15 protein-coding genes are annotated in these 15,094 nt (G+C 65.6%); 11 read left to right on the forward strand and 4 right to left on the reverse strand.

Going from position 1 to position 15,094, the window contains the following annotated elements:
- Window positions 1-7: 7 nt before the first annotated feature.
- The 5 genes from AX767_RS07725 to AX767_RS07745 all read left to right on the forward strand — a co-directional run bounded on the left by AX767_RS07725 (window position 8) and on the right by AX767_RS07745 (window position 4,556).
- Window positions 8-1,327, forward strand: a complete 1,320-nt coding sequence (locus AX767_RS07725) for a serine hydrolase domain-containing protein (RefSeq protein ID WP_082754903.1) — start codon at window positions 8-10, stop codon at window positions 1,325-1,327.
- Window positions 1,328-1,432: 105 nt separating this feature from the next.
- Complete coding sequence (locus AX767_RS07730) at window positions 1,433-1,855, forward strand: MarR family winged helix-turn-helix transcriptional regulator (RefSeq protein WP_269465557.1); 423 nt, start codon at window positions 1,433-1,435, stop codon at window positions 1,853-1,855.
- Between the two features lie 44 nt (window positions 1,856-1,899).
- Complete coding sequence (locus tag AX767_RS07735) at window positions 1,900-2,325, forward strand: organic hydroperoxide resistance protein (RefSeq protein WP_068630121.1); 426 nt, start codon at window positions 1,900-1,902, stop codon at window positions 2,323-2,325.
- Window positions 2,326-2,413: 88 nt separating this feature from the next.
- Window positions 2,414-3,529: a DUF2855 family protein gene (locus tag AX767_RS07740; protein WP_068630123.1), complete on the forward strand. Its 1,116-nt coding sequence runs from the start codon at window positions 2,414-2,416 to the stop codon at window positions 3,527-3,529.
- Window positions 3,530-3,542: 13 nt separating this feature from the next.
- Window positions 3,543-4,556, forward strand: a complete 1,014-nt coding sequence (locus AX767_RS07745; RefSeq protein WP_068630125.1) for a serine/threonine protein kinase — start codon at window positions 3,543-3,545, stop codon at window positions 4,554-4,556.
- 15 nt (window positions 4,557-4,571) lie between these two features.
- Here the strand turns inward: AX767_RS07745 and AX767_RS07750 are convergent, their stop codons facing one another.
- Together AX767_RS07750 and htpG are read right to left on the reverse strand one after the other, a co-directional pair.
- Window positions 4,572-4,982 carry a hypothetical protein gene (locus AX767_RS07750; RefSeq protein ID WP_068630127.1) on the reverse strand — a complete coding sequence of 137 codons (411 nt, stop codon included), beginning with the start codon at window positions 4,980-4,982 and terminating at the stop codon, window positions 4,572-4,574.
- Window positions 4,983-5,037: 55 nt separating this feature from the next.
- On the reverse strand, window positions 5,038-7,005 hold the full coding sequence (gene htpG, locus AX767_RS07755; protein ID WP_068630129.1) for a molecular chaperone HtpG: 1,968 nt from the start codon (window positions 7,003-7,005) through the stop codon (window positions 5,038-5,040).
- A gap of 305 nt (window positions 7,006-7,310) precedes the next feature.
- Here htpG and AX767_RS07760 point away from each other — a divergent pair, with 305 nt between their 5' ends.
- The 5 genes from AX767_RS07760 (at window position 7,311) to AX767_RS07780 (ending at window position 12,694) form a co-directional block, all read left to right on the forward strand.
- Window positions 7,311-7,805, forward strand: coding sequence for a Csu type fimbrial protein (locus AX767_RS07760; protein ID WP_068630131.1), 495 nt, complete (start codon window positions 7,311-7,313; stop codon window positions 7,803-7,805).
- Window positions 7,806-7,932: 127 nt separating this feature from the next.
- Window positions 7,933-8,634: a fimbrial biogenesis chaperone gene (locus AX767_RS07765; RefSeq protein WP_210392579.1), complete on the forward strand. Its 702-nt coding sequence runs from the start codon at window positions 7,933-7,935 to the stop codon at window positions 8,632-8,634.
- Complete coding sequence (locus AX767_RS07770; RefSeq protein ID WP_068630135.1) at window positions 8,621-11,023, forward strand: fimbria/pilus outer membrane usher protein; 2,403 nt, start codon at window positions 8,621-8,623, stop codon at window positions 11,021-11,023. The genes AX767_RS07765 and AX767_RS07770 overlap by 14 nt, the downstream gene beginning before the upstream one ends.
- Window positions 11,020-12,027, forward strand: coding sequence for a Csu type fimbrial protein (locus AX767_RS07775; RefSeq protein ID WP_168164814.1), 1,008 nt, complete (start codon window positions 11,020-11,022; stop codon window positions 12,025-12,027). Before AX767_RS07770 ends, AX767_RS07775 begins: the two co-directional genes overlap by 4 nt.
- A 148-nt stretch (window positions 12,028-12,175) precedes the next feature.
- The gene (locus tag AX767_RS07780; protein WP_068630137.1) at window positions 12,176-12,694 is read left to right on the forward strand and encodes a DUF3761 domain-containing protein; all 519 of its coding nucleotides are present in this window, start codon (window positions 12,176-12,178) and stop codon (window positions 12,692-12,694) included.
- Window positions 12,695-12,701: 7 nt separating this feature from the next.
- On the opposite strand, the gene AX767_RS07785 is transcribed toward AX767_RS07780, so the two are convergent.
- Window positions 12,702-13,673: an ABC transporter substrate-binding protein gene (locus AX767_RS07785; RefSeq protein WP_237288595.1), complete on the reverse strand. Its 972-nt coding sequence runs from the start codon at window positions 13,671-13,673 to the stop codon at window positions 12,702-12,704.
- Window positions 13,674-13,932: 259 nt separating this feature from the next.
- Between AX767_RS07785 and aqpZ the strand changes: the two genes are divergently transcribed.
- On the forward strand, window positions 13,933-14,673 hold the full coding sequence (aqpZ, locus tag AX767_RS07790; protein WP_068630138.1) for an aquaporin Z: 741 nt from the start codon (window positions 13,933-13,935) through the stop codon (window positions 14,671-14,673).
- Between the two features lie 3 nt (window positions 14,674-14,676).
- Here the strand turns inward: aqpZ and AX767_RS07795 are convergent, their stop codons facing one another.
- Window positions 14,677-15,036, reverse strand: a complete 360-nt coding sequence (locus tag AX767_RS07795) for a hypothetical protein (RefSeq protein WP_082755135.1) — start codon at window positions 15,034-15,036, stop codon at window positions 14,677-14,679.
- Window positions 15,037-15,094 lie beyond the last annotated feature (58 nt).

Here is a 15,094-nt window from a genome sequence, read left to right on the forward strand (position 1 = left end):
CACCGCCATGTCGTTCCTGCTCCGCCCGCTCGCCCTCGCCGCGACCTTTTTCAGTTTCACCATGACCATCAGCCAGGCCCAGACGCCGCCCACCCCGGCCCTTCCCGACCCCGCCACGACGTCGGTCGGCGCGATGGGCTGGATGCAGGGCTTCCCGCCGACGGTCGACAAGCAGATCGTTTTCGAAAACCCGATGAGCGGCGCGTTTCCGCGCAACCGCTGGACCTTCTCGCACGTTCGCGAACTCGGGCCGACGGCCAATGTGTGGCGCGGCAGCGGTGCCGGCAGCGCGCTGGTAACGGCACCGCGCGAGCTCGACGGCATCGCCTTCAAATCGATGTCCGGCGAGGACCTGAACTTCGGCCAGATGCTGACGCGCACTTACACCGATGGCGTGCTCGTGCTGCACAAGGGCCGCGTGGTCTACGAGAAGTACTTCGGTGCACTCACGCCCGAGCGGCCGCACCTGGCGATGTCGGTGACGAAATCCTTTGTCGGTACGCTGGCCGCGATTTCCGTGGCCGAAGGCAAGCTCGACCCGGCCGCGCCGGTCGTTCAATACCTGCCCGAGATGAAGGACACCGCATACGGCGACGCGACGGTTCGGCAGGTCATGGACATGACCATCGGCGTGAAGTACTCGGAGAACTACGCCGACCCGAAAGCTGAAGTATTCGACTATGCGCGCGCCGGCGGCATGCTGCCGCCAGGCCCGAACTACGCCGGCCCCAGGACGTTCTACGACTTCCTCAAGACGCTGCAGAAAGAAGGCGCGAACGGCGACGGCTTCGCCTACAAGACGGTGAATGCCGAGGTGCTGGCGTGGATCGTCGCGCGGGTCAACAAACAGTCGCTGCCGGAATTGCTGAGCGAGAAGATCTGGCGCCGCATCGGGGCCGAGCAAGATGCCTATTTCATGGTCGACCGCATCGGCACCGCATCAGGCGGTGGCGGCTTGAACACCACCCTGCGCGACCTGGCGCGCTTCGGCGAAGCCATGCGCAACGGCGGTCGCGCCAACGGCCAGCAGGCGATTCCGGCGGCGGCGGTCGCCGACATCACGCGCGGCGGCGATCCAGCCAAGTTCGCCAAGGCCGGCTATGCGCTCCTGCCCGGCTGGTCGTACCGCGACATGTGGTGGATCACGAACAACGAACACGGCGCCTACATGGCGCGCGGCATCCACGGGCAGAGCATCTACGTGGATCCGAAGGCCGAGATGGTGATCGTGCGTTACGCAGCGCACCCGATCGCCGCGAACGCAGGCAACGACCCGCTCACGCTGCCCGCTTTCCATGCGGTCGCCAAGGCCCTGATGGCGCCCTGAGCGTCCGTGGCGATTCGACCTTCCCGGTCGAATGGAATTAGGTTGCACGCAATTTAATCGCTCGTCATAATTCAGGCCATGCGCCCCGCACCGAACACTGTCGACATGCAACAGCTGGACAACCAGCTGTGCTTCGCGATGTATTCGGCATCGCTCGCCATGACGCGGCTCTACAAGCCGCTGCTCGAGAAGCTCGGCCTCACCTATCCGCAATACATCGTGATGCTCGCGCTCTGGGAACGCGACGGCGTCATGGTGTCGGAACTGGGTGAGCGCGTGTCGCTCGATTCCGGCACGCTCACGCCGCTGCTCAAGCGGCTCGAAGCCAGCGGTTTCGTCGCCCGCGTGCGCGACATCGCCGACGAGCGCCGCGTGCACATCACGCTCACCGCGGCGGGCCGCAAGCTCAAGAGCCGGGCGGCCGGCGTGCCAGCCTGCCTCATGGCGGCATCGCAGTGCTCGGTGCCCGAGCTGGTGCAACTCACCCAGCAAATCCAGACGCTGCGCGACCACATCAAGGCCGCCTGATTCTTTCACCCTCCCGCAACCCAGAAGACCCAAAGGAAATCACCATGACGACGAAACTCGACAAAGTTCTCTACACCGCAGAAGCGCACACCACTGGTGGCCGTGACGGCGCCGGCAAGTCCAGCGACGGCGCGATCGACGTGCAACTGAGCTCGCCGGGTTCGGGCAAGCCGGGCACCAACCCCGAGCAGCTGTTCGCGGTCGGCTACGCCGCCTGCTTCATCGGCGCAATGAAGGCGGTCGGCCCGAAGATCAGCGTGAAGGTGCCGGACGACGTGTCGATCGACTCGAAGGTCTCCCTCGGCCCGACGAACGGCGGCGCCGCCTACGGCGTGTCGGTCAAGCTCGCGATCACGCTGCCGGGCCTGGACGCCGAGCAGAAGAAGCTGCTGGTCGACACCGCGCACAAGGTGTGCCCGTACTCGAACGCCACGCGCGGCAACATCGACGTCGACCTCGAAATCGTCTGATCGAACGCACGAGGGCCTGCCCGGCCTTCTGTCTCCTTCGCGGCCCGCCTGTGTTGATCAGGCGGGCCGCTGTGTTTATGGTGCACGCATGAGCACCACCGCACTGCACGTCCGCAAGGACCACCTCGCCACGACGCACCTTCACACCACAGAAGACGGGCCGCTCGCCGCCGGCCAGGTGCGGGTGCGAATCGACGCCTTCGCCCTCACGTCCAACAACATCACCTACGCGGCCTTCGGCGAGGCGATGAGCTATTGGCAATTCTTCCCGACCGGCGAGGACGGTTGGGGCAGCATTCCGGTGTGGGGGTTTGGCAGCGTGACGCAATCGCTGCATCCCGGCGTCGCGGTCGGTGAACGCCTGTATGGCTACTGGCCGATGGCGTCGAGCGTGGTGCTACAGCCCGACCGCCTTTCGGCCGAGCGTTTCACCGACGCGGCCGCACACCGCGCCGGACTGCCCGCTGTCTACAACCAGTACTTCCGCAGTGCCTCCGATGCGCTCTACACCGCCGACACCGAGGACATCCAGGCACTGCTTCGGCCACTCTTCATCACGTCGTGGCTCATCGACGACTTCCTGCAAGACAACGCATTCTTCGGCGCGAAGACGATGCTGCTGTCGAGCGCGTCGAGCAAGACCGCTTATGGAACCGCCTTCCAGCTCGCGCAGCGCGAGGGCATCGAGGTGGTCGGTTTGACGTCGGCACCGAACAGGGCCTTCTGCGAAAGCCTGGGCTGCTACGACCGCGTGCTCGCCTACGACGAACTCGACGGGCTCGCGGCCGACACGCCGTGCGTCTACATCGACTTCGCCGGCAGCGGCGCGCTGCGCCATGCCGTCCACACGCGCTTCACCGATCTGAAATACAGCGCCTCGATCGGCGGCACGCACGTCGAGCAGCTGGCCGCCGGCGGCGCCGGCAAGCACACGCCCGGCCCGCGCGCCACGCTGTTCTTCGCGCCCGCGCAGATCAAGAAGCGCACTGCAGAATGGGGCGGCCCCGAGTTTGGGCGCCGCATGGTGGCCGCGTGGCACGCCTTCATCGCGAAAGTGACGAAGCCGGAAGCGCCCTGGCTTCGCGCCGAGCACCATGACGGCGCGGCCGCGGTCGAGGCGGCCTACGCGGCGGTGCTGGCCGGCAAGGGCGATCCGCGCACCGGCCACATCCTCTCGCTCGCCAAGGGCAAGCCGACGGTGTAGCGACAATGGGTGCATGAACACCCATCCCTACGAGAGCCTCACACCGGACGTGGTGCTCGATGCGCTCGCGACGCTCGACCTGCACGGCGACGGGCGCCTCACGGCGCTCAACTCGTACGAGAACCGCGTGTACCAGGTGTTCCTGGAAGACCGCAGCGCAGTCGTCGTCAAGTTCTACCGGCCCGATCGCTGGACGCGGGCGGAGATTCTCGAAGAACACAGCTTCTCGCTCGAACTCGCGGCCGCCGAAGTGCCCGCCGTGGCGCCGCTCGAATTGCACGGCGCCACCCTGCACCACCACGATGGCTTCGCGTTCAGCGTGAGCCCGTACCGGGGTGGCCGTGCGCCCGAGCTCGACGACTTCGAGGTGCTCGAATGGGTCGGCCGCTTCCTGGCGCGCATCCACACGATCGGCAGCCGCAAGCCCTTCGAGGCCCGTCCGGCGCTCGACCTTCAGTCCTTCGGCATCGCCTCGCGCGACTGGCTGCTCGGCAACGACAAGATTCCGCTCGACGTGCAGCGCGCCTGGGAGACGGCGTGCAACGCGGCCCTCGACATGATCGCCACCACCGCGCTGTCCGCCAGCGCCACGACTTCGCCCGATTCGAACTTCCGCAAGCTGCGGTTGCACGGCGACGTGCACCCCGGCAACATCCTGTGGACCCCGACCGACCGCCCCGGCGGCGGTCCGCACTTCGTTGACCTGGACGACGCGCGCACCGGCTTCGCGGTGCAGGACCTCTGGATGTTGTTGTCGGGCGACCGCGCCCAGCGGACCGGCCAGCTCAGCGGCCTGCTCGACGGCTACGAACAGTTTCGCGAATTCGACCGACGCGAGCTCGCGCTGATCGAGCCGCTGCGCACGCTGCGGCTCATCCATTACAGCGCGTGGCTGGCGCGGCGCTTCGAAGACCCGATCTTCCCGATCAACTTCCCGTGGTTCGGCTCCAGCGATTACTGGAAAGGCCAGGTGCTGATGCTCGAAGAGCAGTGCGAGCAGATGGCCGAAGAGCCGCTCTACGCCTGAGCGGCCTGAGCACGCTCAGGGCGCGATCGGCTGGCCCGGCGTGCCGAGGGGGCCGAGGGGGCGGTCGGCCGTCGCTACCGACGTCGCCGGGTCGTGCAGCAGCACGCTTTTCCCGATGCCCGCGCCCACGGAGGCGCCGCCGCCCAGGCCGATGCCGCCCCCGATGCCAGCGCTGCCGTAGACCTGGCCTCCGCTGTTCAACCCCACACCCGCGCCGAGGGGGCCCCAGCCGGTGTTGAGCCCGATGCTCGGGCCGCCCGACCCGATGCCCAGGCCGAGCGACAGGCCCGGCACCAGCGGGATACCGATTCCCAGACCGACGCCTCCCGACCCGGATGCGCAGCCCGCGAGCGCCACGGCGGCGAGCAAGTAGCCGACGCGCGACGCGGCTGCAAAGGACGTTGAAAGGCTCTGATATTTCTTCATGGTGTCGGTCGCTCCCTGTGATGTCGCCATCGAAGCGGCCGACAGGCCGCCTCGGTCAGACGAGCAGCGCGTTGACTCGCCGCACGTAAGCCGCCGGATCTTGGGGCATGCCGCCCTCGGCCAGCAAGGCCTGGTCGAACAGGATGTTCGCCAGGTCCTCGAAATGTTCCGAAACCGCCAGCTTTTTCACCAGCGGGTGATCGGCGTTCACCTCGAGCACCGGCTTCAGGTCGGGCGCCGGCTGGCCGGCTTGCTTGAGCATGCGCGCGAGCTGGGTGCTCATGCCGTTGTCCGACACCACGAGGCAGGCCGGTGAATCGACCAGGCGCGTGGTGACGCGCACGTCTTCGGCCTTGTCCTTGAGCGCCACCTTCAGCTTCTCGAGCATCGGCTTGAACGACTCGGCAGCCTCTTCGGCGGCCTTCTTCTCGTCGTCGTCCTGCAGCTTGCCGAGGTCGACCGCGCCCTTGGCCACGCTTTGCAGCGGGGTGCCGTCGAATTCGTTCAGGTAGTTGAGCGCCCACTCGTCGACGCGGTCGGTCATGAGCAGCACCTCGATGCCCTTCTTCTTGAAGACTTCGAGTTGCGGGCTGTTCTTGGCGGCGGCGAGGTTGTCGGCGGTGATGTAGTAGATCGCGTCCTGGCCGTCCTTCATGCGCGCCTTGTAGTCGGCGAAGCTTACGGTCACGCCGTCGGTCGTGGACGACGCGAAGCGCAGCAGCTTGGCGATGCGGTCACGGTTGCCGGTGTCTTCGCCGAGGCCTTCCTTCAGCACGGCGCCGAACTCGGCATAGAAGGTCGCGTACTTGCCGCTCTCGTCGGCCGCTTCTTCTTCCTTCTTGTCGACCACATCGGTCACGCCTTCTTCGGCGGGTGCGCCGGCCGTGGGAACGGCCTTCTTCGCCAGGTCTTCCAGCATGCCGAGCACGCGCTTGGTGCTGCCTTCGCGGATCGCCTTCACGTCGCGGCTTTCCTGCAGGAGCTCGCGGCTCACGTTGAGCGGCAGGTCGGCCGAATCGATCACGCCCTTGACGAAGCGCAGGTAGCTGGGCATCAGCGCCTCGGCGTCGTCCATGATGAAGACGCGCTTGACGTACAGCTTGACGCCCGCGCTCTTGTCGCGGTTCCAGAGGTCGAACGGCGCCTTGGCCGGGATGTACAGCAGCTGGGTGTATTCGGTGCTGCCTTCGACGCGGTTGTGGCTCCAGGCCAGCGGTGCTTCGAAGTCGTGGCTGATGGCCTTGTAGAAATCGGCGTACTGCTCGGGCGTGATGTCTTTCTTGGGACGGGCCCACAGCGCATTGGCCTTGTTGACCGGCTCCCATTCGCCGGTCTTGACCATGTCGCCGGGCTGGTCGTTCTCGCCCTCTTTCCATTCCTCTTTTTCCATGAGGATCGGCAGCGAGATGTGGTCGGAGTACTTGCCGACGATCGACTTGATCTTCCAGGCGTTGAGGTACTCCTCGGCATCGTCGCGCAGATGCAGCGTGACGCTGGTGCCGCGCTCGGAACGCGTGATGTCGTCGACCTCGAAGTCGCCGGCGCCGCCGCTCACCCAGCGCACACCCTCTTCCGCCGGCTTGCCCGCGCGGCGCGATTCGACCGTGATCTTGTCCGCCACGATGAAGCCCGAGTAGAAGCCCACGCCGAACTGGCCGATGAGCTGCGCATCGGCCTTCTGGTCACCGCTGAGCTTGCTCATGAAGTCCTTGGTCCCGCTCTTGGCGATCGTGCCGAGGTTGTCGATCGCCTCCTGGCGCGACAGGCCGATGCCCTTGTCGGTGATGGTGAGCGTCTTCGCGGCCTTGTCGAACGTGATCCGCACGTCGAGATCGGTCTGGCCTTCGTACAGATCGGGCTGGTCGATGGCCTCGAAGCGCAGCTTGTCGCACGCGTCGGAGGCGTTCGAGATCAACTCGCGCAGGAAGATTTCCTTGTTCGAATAGAGCGCGTGGGTGACGAGGTGAAGCAGCTGGGCGACTTCGGCCTGGAAGGGAAGTTTTGTCTTGGAGGCTTCGGCCATGGTTCTCAAAATAAAAAAAAGGGATAGCAAGAGTGCGAGCAGCTGGCGCCGCAACCCGCATTTTCAATGGTCGCCGGTGCGGCGGGTCCTGCACCTCATGGCTACGTTCGACTTACACGCTGCAAATAGTTTTGAGCTCTTAACACCAAAGTACTCAAATACGGTCGAAATGTGGAGACACCCAAGAAGTGTGTGTGTCCCGAAACGTCGCGAGAGTGTAGGGCGCCTCCTACGATGACAACTCCAAGCCCTGGGGCAGCGACGACCATCGCGTGTCGGGGCGTCCATCTTTCGAAGCCGACGTCATGCTCAAACCCGTCATCCTGGCCCTTGCGATTGTTTCCGCTGCACCCGTCGCCGGGGCCGACACGAAGACAACGACCTTCAACGTCCTGCTCACGATTGCCAAGGCCTGCAATTTCACCACCGCGGCGAGCGACGTGAACTTCGGATCGCAGTTGTCGACAGCCACGAACGTGCAAAACCTCGGCAACCTGTATGTGACCTGCACGAAGAACACGGCCTACGACATCGGCCTCGGCGCCGGCACCGGTACGGGTGCCACCGTGTCGGCACGCACGATGAAGGGACTGACCGGCGGCAACACCGACGAAGTGCCCTACGTGCTGTACCGGGAGAGCACCCGCAGCAGCAACTGGGGAGCCACGGTCGGAACCGACACCGTTGCAGGCGTGGGCAACGGTCAGGAGCAAATCGTCCCTGTCTACGGCACAGTGCCCAGCGCGAACTTCCGGGCCGACAGCTACAAAGACGTGATCACCGCAACCGTCACCTACTGACCTCCCGTCGGTGCGAAACGATTTGCGCGGAACGACGGGTCCATTCGCATTCGCGGTGGCCTGGGCGGTGGTCGGCTTTGGCGTCTTGACCTCGGAGGCCTCTGCGGCGAGCCTTCAAGTCGCGCCGGTGTCTCTCACGCTGGCGGCGGCACAGAACGCCGACGGACTTTGGCTGAGCAACACCGGCGACGCGCCGCTGACGGCGCAGGTGCGCGTCTACCGTTGGCGACAACTCGATGGCGAAGACCAGCTCGAGCCGACGCGCGATCTCACGATCAGTCCACCCATGGTCCAGTTGCCGGGAGGAGAGAAGCAATTGGTGCGGGTGATTCGCCTCGGTGCGCCACCGGCCGAAGTCGAGGCGAGCTACCGCGTCATCATCGACGAGCTGCCCTTGCCGGACACGGTGCCGCCTGCCGCAGGGGCTGGCCGACGGGCAGGACTTCAGTTGGTGCTCCGGTATTCGCTGCCGGTTTTTCTCACCCCCCCGATGACAGCGACCCGCCCCGATGCGCCAGCGCTGCGCTCCAGCCTTGAGGGTCGGTTGGGCGGCTCCAATGGCAAGACTTACCTGGAGATCAGCAACAGCGGGACTGTGCACGCGCAGATCACCGATCTGGCGTTCGTCGACGCTGCTGGCCGCCGCCTTGCGGTGCGCGACGGACTGGCAGGCTACGTGTTGCCCGGACAGCACAGGCGGTGGACAGTCCCCGCGACCCTGCCTCTCGGCGATGCAGGGGCGTTCAAGGGGCGCGTCGACGGCGAGCTCACCGATCGAACGCTTCTGCAACAGCGGCCGCCAAACCGCGCATCCGGTGACGCCCTTTGAGCACCGAGACCGCCGGCCCGGTGGCGCGATCGGCATCCTGGCGCTGTTGATCGGTGCGGCTGCGACGACGTCGCAGCCGCACGCGCAGCCGGCGCCGTCTCTTGCCACCTCGGCCGAGGGAACCGAGTGGTACCTGGAGGTGACCCTCAACCAGACGCGCGTCGGCGGATTGACTCCCTTCGTTCAGCGCAATGGCAAGTTGTTCGCGCGCGCTTCCGATCTGCGAACACTGGGCTTTGTCCTGATGGACATCCACGCGGACGCACTCGTCGACCTCGCCGATCTGCCTGGCTTGACCACGCAGCTCGACACCCGACTGCAGCGGGTCGTGCTCACGGCGCCACTGCGCCTTCTCGCCCTGGAAACCACCCGTCTCGAGGCGAACCGCAGCACCTCGGCCACCCCGAGCCCGACGGCGCCCGGCGTGCTGTTCAACTACGACCTCTACACAGCCCATGACCGCGGCGGCAGCCAGTTGAGCGCCGCCCACGAAACCCGCCTTTTCGGCATCGGCGAGGGGGTCTACAGCAACACGATGATCACCCGGCTCCTGCGCACCGACACCGGCGCCCCGGGCGACGGTTGGGAAAGCCAGTCGGTTCGGCTCGACACCTCATGGGAGAAGTCATGGCCGGATCGCCTCCTCTCGCTTCAACTGGGCGACAGCGTGACACGCAGCCTGGACTGGACCCGGTCCGTCAGGATCGGTGGCGTGCGCATCGGCAGCAACTTCGCGCTGGAGCCGTATCGCCTCACGACGCCACAGCCCGCATTCTTCGGCGAAGTCACGGTGCCATCAGCGGTCGATCTCTACGTCAATGGCCTGAAACAATACAGCGGACAGGTGCCTGCAGGACCCTTCCAGCTGAATGCCAATCCCGGCATCTCGGGGGCGGGCAATGCACAGGTGGTCCTGACAGATGCATTCGGACGCAGCCGCACCTTGTCGCTGCCGTTCTACAACACGCAACGCCTGCTCGAGACGGGGTTGACCGATTGGTCGGCATCGCTGGGCGTCGTGCGCCTCGGGTATGGGCAACGATCCTTTGCATACGACCATTCCCCGGTCGCCAGCGCAACGGTGCGCCACGGCGTCAGCGACCGATGGACTGTCGAGGCGCATGCCGAAGGCAGCGGACAGGTTCGAAACACCGGCATCGGCGCCTCCTGGCTGCTCGGCAACGCCGGCACGGCAGGCGTGCTCAGCGCTTCCATTGCAGCCAGCGCCGGTGCCGCACAACGCGGCGCTCAAGGATCGCTTGGCTATCAATGGAGCCATGACAACCTCTTCTTTGAAATGAACACCCAGCGCACCCGAGGCCACTACCGAGACATCGCCTCGCGCTACGGCCAGGATCCGGCGCGCATCAGCGACCGGGCCACGGGCGGCATGACGTTTCCGGCGATCGGCAGCTTCGGGTTGAGCTACATCCGGCTGACCTACCCCGGCAGCGACGACTCGCGTTACGCCGGCATCTCATGGTCCAGGCAGCTGGGCAACCGGCTGACACTGAGCGCCTCGTTGACACAGCAGCTGAACGACCGGAAGAACCTGAACGCCTTCTTCGGCCTGAGCTACAGCCTGGACGGGCGCCTGAATGCCAGCGCCACGCTGCAGCGTGGCGAGGGGCGGACCCGCGCGAGCGTCGATGTCACACAGCCGGTGCCAGGCGACGGCGGGTGGGGCTGGCGCGCACAGGCTAGCGACGACGGCGGCACCCGAGGCGGCCAGATCGAAGCAGGCTGGCTGGGGCGCTACGGGCGCGCGAACCTGGGCGCGGCCAACTTCGCTGGCAACAGCGCGAGCTATGCGAGCGCCAGCGGCTCTCTGGTGCTCATGAACAGCGGCTTCTTCGCGGCGCGCGACGTGAGCGACGGCTTCGCCCTCGTGACCACCGACGGCATCGCGGGCGTGCCAGTCAAGCTGGAGAACCGCGTGGTCGGCGTGACAGACGACCGCGGGACGTTGCTGGTCACGCGCCTGAACGCATGGCAGCGCAACCGGCTGTCCATCGATCCGATGAACCTGCCTGCCAATACGCAGGTTCTCGAAGTCGACAAGAACGCCACGCCCGCAGACCGCGCAGGAACCATCGTTCGTTTTGCCATCCGCCCCGTCCGGGCCGCACTGATCGTCTTGCACGACACAACCGGTCAGGCGATGGCGCTCGGCTCCAGAGTGCAAAACGCGAACGGCAGCGGGGCGCGGGCGGTCGTGGGCTACGACGGCGAAACCTACCTGGACACGCTGCAAATGCACAACCGTCTGCGCGTATTTCCGGCTGCAACCGCAACCCCATGCATCGTCGAATTCGACCTCCCGGACGCCGATGGCGCGACGCCGCGCGTCGGCCCGCTGCGCTGTGTGCCGGAGGAGGCCCCACCATGAACGGATCCCTTGTTGTGCGGATGGCGTTCGTCATGTTCACGGCGTGGGCGTGGTCGACACAGAGCGCCTGGGCGGTCACCACCTGTTCGGCCACGGTCACCACACTGGATTTCGGCAGCGTTGGCGATGTCACCCAATCGACACAGGGCGCGGCAACGCTGACGGTCACCTGCAACACCACGGCTTTGTCGCTCCTCGCGAACACCAAGGTCAGGATGTGCATCAACATCGGCAAGGCGGTGCGCGACATGCCCAATGCAGCCATTGCCGGTGCCGCATTGAGCTACCAGCTGTACAAGGACGCGTCGCGCACCCTGATCTGGGGAAGCAGTACGACTGCTGCCCCTGCCAACCAACCTTTGATCATCGATCTGGACTATCCGGTCCTCGTGCTGGTGGGCGGCAGCGGCGCCGTCACGCGAACGCTGTACGGCCAGATCCCGGCACAGGCCAATGCCGCCGCCGGCAACTACCTTCACAGCTACAGCGCAGCCGACACGTCGGTCGTGTTCCAGTCGAACTCCAGCCTTCTCGGGCCCGCTTCTCCCCCCGCGACCTGTACCTCTGGCGGCGAAGCTGGGACGCCCACGAACTTCAGTTTCGATGTGAAGGCCAACATTCCGCCGAGCTGTGACGTGTTGAGCGCCAGCAACCTGCAATTCGGAAGCAACGCCGGGGCGATCACTGCGCCGCTGGACAACGCGTCGAGCGTCGCACTCACGTGCCGCAGGGGAACGGCATGGACGCTGGGCCTCGACGATGGCCAGAACTTTTCCGGCGGCACGCGCCGCATGCGCAAGGGCACGAGCACCGACTTCGTCGCCTACCAACTCTATCGCGACAGCGGTCGCACCACGCCATGGAGCACGACCGGTGCGGGGGTCGCGACCGGAACGGGCACGGGGACTTCGATGCCGCAAGCGGTGTATGGCCGCGTTCCTGCGCCGCAGAACGTGCCGGCGGGGGAGTACCTGGACGTGGTGACGGTGACTGTCACCTACTGAACGGACCCGAGCCGCGCGGCGCGCACCGACGCGCAGCACGGCGATCGCGGACTTCGCGGGTGCAGCGCGAACGCTGCAAGTTGGTCAGGTGCTGGTGGGATCGGCCCGCCAAGATGGTCGTCGACTTCTTCAACTCCAGGGATTCTTCATGACCTTCGCCTCAACCCGGTCGCTGCTCGGCGCCGCCTGCCTCGCTCTCACCGCCTTTGCTGCACAGGCACAGGTGCCAGCCGACGCGCCGGCTGGCACCACGGTGCGATGCAAGGACGACAGCTACGCGAGCCCCGACACCAAATCGGGCGCCTGCCGCGGCCACAAGGGCATCAAGACCTGGTACGGCAAGGCCGACGCGACACCTGCACCCGCGGCGGCGCCAACGCCAGCCGTGCAGACGCAAGCGGCCGCGGTCAGCAAGACCGGCGTGGCGCCCAGCACCGGCGCCGCGAGCCGAACACCTGCGACACCCGCCAAGACCGACAAGACTGCGGCCATGACCGCAGCACCGGGCGGGGGTGCCGGCAAGGTGTGGGCCAACGACGAAACCAAGGTCTACCACTGCATGGGCGACCGCTACTACGGCAAGACCAAAAAGGGCGAATATCTGAGCGAAGCCGACGCCAAGGCCAAGGGCATGCACGCCTCGCACAACAAGGCCTGCACAGGCTGACGCCGTTTCAGCGCGGCAACGACTCGACTTCGCGGGTCCAGCGGTCGATCAGCCGCTTGCGCTCGGCCGCCTTGCCGTATTTTTCGAAGTCGTACTTGATCAGCTTCACACTGCTCGACGAGGGGATGCGCGGATCGGGCTTGAGCGTCTTGTTGGCGGGCGTCTGCAGGCTGCCGACCTTGGCGCCGAGCGACTGACCTGCCGGACTCATCAGGAAGTCGTAGTACTTGAGTGCGTTGGCCTTGTTGCGCGCACCCTTGACCAGCGCGATGCCACCGATCTCGTAGCCGGTGCCTTCGCAGGGGGACGAGGTCTTGACGGGATACTTTTCGAAGCGCCACTTTTCGAATCCGAACAGGAAACTCACGCCGATCGCCACTTCGCCCTTGGCCACGTTGGGCGCCTGTGCCTGCCCGCTGCGCGTGTAAGTCGTGGTGTTCTTGTGCAGCTTCTTGAGGTATTCAAAAGCCTCGTCTTCCCCCATCTGCTGCACGAGCCCCGCGATGATGGTGTAGGCCGTGCCGCTCGACGCCGGATGCGAAATTTCGATCTCGCCCCTGTATTCCGGCTTGACGAGGTCGGCCCAGCATTTGGGTTCGGCCAGCTTCTTTTTCTTGAGTACCTCGGTGTTGAAGCCAAAACCGATCGTGCTCGTATAGAAGCCGCCCACCTGGTTGCCGCTCATCGCGTACTGGCGCACCGCCCAGTCGTAGAGATCGTTGATGTAAGCCGGGCGATACGCATCGAGCAACCCCTGTTCGGCCACCTGCAGGAACGGATCGCCAGTGCCGCCCCACCAGAGATCGGTTTTGGGATTGGCCGCCTCGGCACGGATCTGTGCGGCAATTTCGCCGGTGCCTTTGTGCGCCTGATTGACCTTGATGCCGGTGGTCCGCGTGAACTCGGCGGCGGCCGCTTCGCACCACGGGCCGTCCGTGCTGCACAGCGCGTTCACCACGCCCTGGGCAGATGTGCTCACGGAAAAAAAAGCGGCCGCACTGGCGATCAAGACACGCGTTGCAATGACCTTTCGGGCTTGGTGAAAACGATGCAATCTGCACTCCGGAGCGGTTGGACACAGCACAAGGTTAAACGTCCAACACAGTGCCGGAAATCGGGGTATTCCGTGAATTGATGCAGCTCATGGGATGCAATTTTCCGAATTGCCTTCCTACAATCCGCCTCGGGGGTGTGTAGGACACACGCTTTTTCTTTTGTCACACAAGGAGTTCAGGGATATGGAACACAACACTTTTCAAAAGTGGGCCGCCGAGTTCGTCGGCACCTTCTGGCTGGTTTTCGGGGGATGCGGCAGCGCAGTTCTCGCTGCTGGATTTCCGGGCCTCGGCATCGGCTTTGCCGGCGTCTCTCTGGCCTTTGGCCTCACCGTGCTGACGGGCGCCTATGCGCTCGGTGGCATTTCGGGCGGTCACTTCAATCCGGCGGTGTCGGTGGGCCTCGTGGTCGCGGGTCGCTTCCGGGCGGCTGAACTGCCGGGCTACGTGGTGTCGCAAGTGCTCGGCGGCATCGCCGGCGCGGGCGTGCTCTACCTGATCGCCACCGGCAAGGCCGGCGCCGATATTGGCGGCTTCGCCACCAACGGCTACGGCGCGCATTCGCCGGGCGGCTTCAACCTCACCTCGGCCTTGCTGTGCGAAGTCGTGCTGACGGCGATCTTCCTGATCGTCATCCTCGGCACGACCTCCAAGCGCAATCCGGCCGGCTTCGGTGGCCTGGCCATCGGTCTGTGCCTGACGCTGATTCACCTCGTGTCGATCCCCGTGACCAACACTTCGGTGAACCCGGCGCGAAGCACCGGCCCGGCGCTCTTCGCACCCGGCTACGCCATGAGCGAGCTGTGGCTCTTCTGGGTCGCGCCGATCGTCGGCGCCATCATCGGCGCGCTGATTTACAAGCTGGTGCTGACCTCCGTCGCCGACGAACCGCACCCGACGCTGGCGCGCGACCCTGCGGCCTGACGCTCAGGAGCCGGACGATCGCGGCATCGGCATCGACGTCGACTGGCCGATCGCTTCGGTTCCCGAAGCGTGCGACGCAGCGTAGGCGTTCTTGTAGGCCTCTTCGGCCGACAGGGCCGAGGTCGGCATCGGCATCGACGTCGACTGCCCGACCGCTTCGGTGCCCGAGGCATGCGCCGCCGCGACCGCACCCGCATCCACTTCACGCGAGGCTTCGGTGGATGCGGTGGCGGCCATGCTGGTCGATTGACCGATCGACTCGGAACCGCCGCCGTCCCAGGCTTGCGCCGAGGCGGCCGCCGAGCCCAGCGCGGCAAAGGCAGCCAGCGCGGTGACAGCAAAAAGTTTGGTGGAAGCTTGCATGGTTGTCTCCTCAAGTTCGAACAGTGTCCGGTCTCGCACCGCAAGCGGCATTGCCCGC

This window comes from Variovorax sp. PAMC 28711 (assembly GCF_001577265.1).
GTDB lineage: Bacteria > Pseudomonadota > Gammaproteobacteria > Burkholderiales > Burkholderiaceae_C > Variovorax.

Excerpts from the sequence above, each read along its gene's own strand:
- AX767_RS07725 (WP_082754903.1), top strand. The coding sequence starts at position 8 with ATGTCGTTCCTGCTCCGCCCGCTCGCCCTCGCCGCGACCTTTTTCAGT.
- AX767_RS07730 (WP_269465557.1), top strand. The coding sequence starts at position 1,433 with ATGCAACAGCTGGACAACCAGCTGTGCTTCGCGATGTATTCGGCATCG.
- AX767_RS07735 (WP_068630121.1), top strand. The coding sequence starts at position 1,900 with ATGACGACGAAACTCGACAAAGTTCTCTACACCGCAGAAGCGCACACC.
- AX767_RS07740 (WP_068630123.1), top strand. The coding sequence starts at position 2,414 with ATGAGCACCACCGCACTGCACGTCCGCAAGGACCACCTCGCCACGACG.
- AX767_RS07745 (WP_068630125.1), top strand. The coding sequence starts at position 3,543 with ATGAACACCCATCCCTACGAGAGCCTCACACCGGACGTGGTGCTCGAT.
- AX767_RS07750 (WP_068630127.1), bottom strand. The coding sequence starts at position 4,982 with ATGAAGAAATATCAGAGCCTTTCAACGTCCTTTGCAGCCGCGTCGCGC.
- htpG (WP_068630129.1), bottom strand. The coding sequence starts at position 7,005 with ATGGCCGAAGCCTCCAAGACAAAACTTCCCTTCCAGGCCGAAGTCGCC.
- AX767_RS07760 (WP_068630131.1), top strand. The coding sequence starts at position 7,311 with ATGCTCAAACCCGTCATCCTGGCCCTTGCGATTGTTTCCGCTGCACCC.
- AX767_RS07775 (WP_168164814.1), top strand. The coding sequence starts at position 11,020 with ATGAACGGATCCCTTGTTGTGCGGATGGCGTTCGTCATGTTCACGGCG.
- AX767_RS07780 (WP_068630137.1), top strand. The coding sequence starts at position 12,176 with ATGACCTTCGCCTCAACCCGGTCGCTGCTCGGCGCCGCCTGCCTCGCT.
- aqpZ (WP_068630138.1), top strand. The coding sequence starts at position 13,933 with ATGGAACACAACACTTTTCAAAAGTGGGCCGCCGAGTTCGTCGGCACC.
- AX767_RS07795 (WP_082755135.1), bottom strand. The coding sequence starts at position 15,036 with ATGCAAGCTTCCACCAAACTTTTTGCTGTCACCGCGCTGGCTGCCTTT.